Here is a 2,636-nt window from a genome sequence, read left to right as displayed (position 1 = left end):
TGGCTGGTCCACTGGTCGGGCTGGGTGGAACGTGATGGCAAAACTTGTCCTCGCTCTCTGGCCTGTTTCCGCCAATTGTAGAGGGTTGTTGCAGTGATGCCTTCCTGTTTGGCCAATTCCGGGATGGCCATGCTCATAGGCGGCGCCATCTTCTTGAGGATGGCTTCCTTACGCTCTGTGGAATAACGCACGTTGATCACCTCTCAATCCGTTTAGGTGACAACTACGCTGGCAGATAGGGAGGTACTGCGTCGCCGCTGGGGTTTCCTTGTCCCAATGGCCGCCTTGTGGATCGTTCCATTCCTATTGCCCGCCCAATGGACAACCCCGGCTGGCAAGCCCATCCGGGTGGCATTGCTGCAAGGGAATCTTGACCAGCGCATTAAGTGGACTGCCCAAGGGCAGCGCGAGGCGATCAGTATCTACACGGCGATGACACGGGAGCAAGCAAGGGATATCGATCTCATCGTTTGGCCCGAGGCAGCCCTTCCCATGCTTGAGCAGGAAGCACAGCAAATACTTGAGCAAGTAGCGTCCGACCTGGGGCCTGACACCGCCTTGTTGACCGGCATTTTGCAACGCGACAGTGAAGGGCGCTCTTATAACAGCGTCATAGGGCTAAATGATGTGCAGGGCGAATACCAGAAGGCGCACTTGGTGCCCTTTGGCGAGTATTTGCCATTCCAAAGTCTCCTCGCTGGCACCCTTGCTTTTTTCGACTTGCCAGTACCTCGCCTGACCCCAGGGACAGGCGAACAGGCTCCGTTACACGTGGCTGGAGCCACCATTGGCAATGCCATTTGTTACGAAATCATTTTTGCCGACCATGTCGCCCAACAGGCGCGTAATGCCGAGCTGCTATTAACGGTTTCCAACGATACGTGGTTTGGGCGCTCCATTGGCCCACACCAACATCTTCAAATGGCGCGTCTACGTGCCTTAGAAAATGGTCGTCACCTACTTCGAGCTACCAGTAATGGCGTGACGGCCATCATCGATTCACAAGGCCACGTCACAGCCCGTGCCCCACAGTTTGAACCGGCCAGTTTAACTGGCGAGGTGACCCCGATGCAGGGCCTAACTCCTTTCACACGCACCGGTAGTGGCCCCGCTTGGATACTCGCTGCGGTGCTGACACTGCTCGGGTTACAACTGAACTTATCTCGATCAAAAAACGACGCATTAGATGAAAAAGGAACCTAGCGATGCTCTTGGCAAAGAACGCAGCAATACTTAAGAGATTCCTCCCATGGCCAATGCAGATCGGCTTCATCGTGAGTGTGATGGTTTCGTTTCTGGCATGGCTCCCTGTCGCCATGGCGGCACAACCTTCCACTGCCCAGGAGACGGAATGGCCCAAAGGGCATTACCCGCTACCAGAGGAAGGTAATATTATCGGAGAGGCTGACACCTTTATCGTAAAGGATTACGACGATACCTTGATAGATATTGCCAGGCGTCACAACCTTGGCTATTTGGAGATGATCCGTGCAAACCCAGAGGTTAGCATCTGGGTTCCAGGGGTGGGCACGGAAGTGACTATTCCGGGACGTTTTGTTCTGCCGAATGTGGAGCGTACTGGGATCGTCATCAATATCGCCGAGCTGCGGCTTTACTACTACCCAGATGTCAAAAACGGTGAGACACCGCGTGTTGAGACCTATCCTATTGGCATTGGTCGCGAAGGGTTTGATACTCCTCTAGGCGTGACCGAGACCACCATGAACATTAAAAACCCCGCGTGGTACCCGCCTGAGTCGGTAAAACGCGAAGCGGAAGCACGCGGTGAAACCGCGCCCAGCGTTGTGCCACCCGGCCCCGATAACCCGCTAGGAGACCATGCCATCATCCTAGGCTTCGATGGCTATTTGATTCACGGCACCAACCAGCCCGATGGCATTGGCATGCGCGCAAGCCGAGGTTGTATCCGCATGTTACCCAAAGACATCGAATCTATATTTGACCGCATTCCACCCGGCACCCAAGTCAACATCATCAATCAGCCGATCAAGATAGGTTGGGAAGGCGGTCAGCCGCTGATTCAAGCCTTTCCGCCGCTTGGAGAAGAAGAGCACAGTATGACCGCACTCACAGAGACCATGACACGCCTTAACCAATACAATGTCGATAACGTAAACCTCGATTACGAGCAGCTCAGCGATGTCCTGTCACTCTCTAACGGGCTTATAACCCCACTACATCCAAAGCAGGAACAGGAGCCACAGCGCCACAGCCCAGAAGAGAAGGCTATCAAGGGCATTTATGAAGACCTGGTTTTGACGTCATCTCAACGGTCATGACACGCCTTTTGGCACCCCGTTGAGCCCTGGCATATAGGTAGAGAGCCATAGCCCCGTCCAAACGGCGGGGCGACATTCGCCTACAGAGTCGCGGGGCCCTCCAAGTGACTGCGCGCTATCAGTGTCTTAGCACTCAATATCCAGAGGCAGCCAGTAGGTAACGCCACCCACTACCACCTGTATCCCGTCTGTCGTCCGCTCTACGGTCTGGAGTTAAGCTCAAGTCTTGTGTATGGAGGGCAGAAGGAAGGGTGGCGTATCCTGCTGATTGATCACGCCAGATCACAACCAGCATAGGATGGATACGCCATGACCGATTCTACCCTCCAAGCCGTG

Annotated in this window: 2 protein-coding genes and 1 pseudogene; 2 read left to right on the top strand and 1 reads right to left on the bottom strand. The window is 54.6% G+C overall.

Features of this window, described 5'->3' with window-relative positions:
- Positions 1–200 (bottom strand): transposase (locus IZU87_RS17120; protein ID WP_213115344.1); only part of this gene is annotated, 200 nt, incomplete at its 3' end.
- A gap of 40 nt (positions 201–240) precedes the next feature.
- Here IZU87_RS17120 and lnt point away from each other — a divergent pair.
- Together lnt and IZU87_RS17110 are read left to right on the top strand one after the other, a co-directional pair.
- Positions 241–1,203 (top strand): annotated as a pseudogene (lnt, locus tag IZU87_RS17115) (apolipoprotein N-acyltransferase); the annotation flags it as partial.
- A 53-nt stretch (positions 1,204–1,256) separates the two neighbouring features.
- The gene (locus IZU87_RS17110; RefSeq protein WP_043336983.1) at positions 1,257–2,300 is read left to right on the top strand and encodes a L,D-transpeptidase family protein; all 1,044 of its coding nucleotides are present in this window, start codon (positions 1,257–1,259) and stop codon (positions 2,298–2,300) included.
- The last annotated feature ends 336 nt before the right edge of the window (positions 2,301–2,636 follow it).

This window comes from Cobetia sp. MC34 (genome assembly GCF_018340035.1).
GTDB classification, from domain to species: Bacteria; Pseudomonadota; Gammaproteobacteria; order Pseudomonadales; family Halomonadaceae; genus Cobetia; species Cobetia amphilecti.
This window is presented reverse-complemented; position numbering and strand designations above follow the sequence as displayed.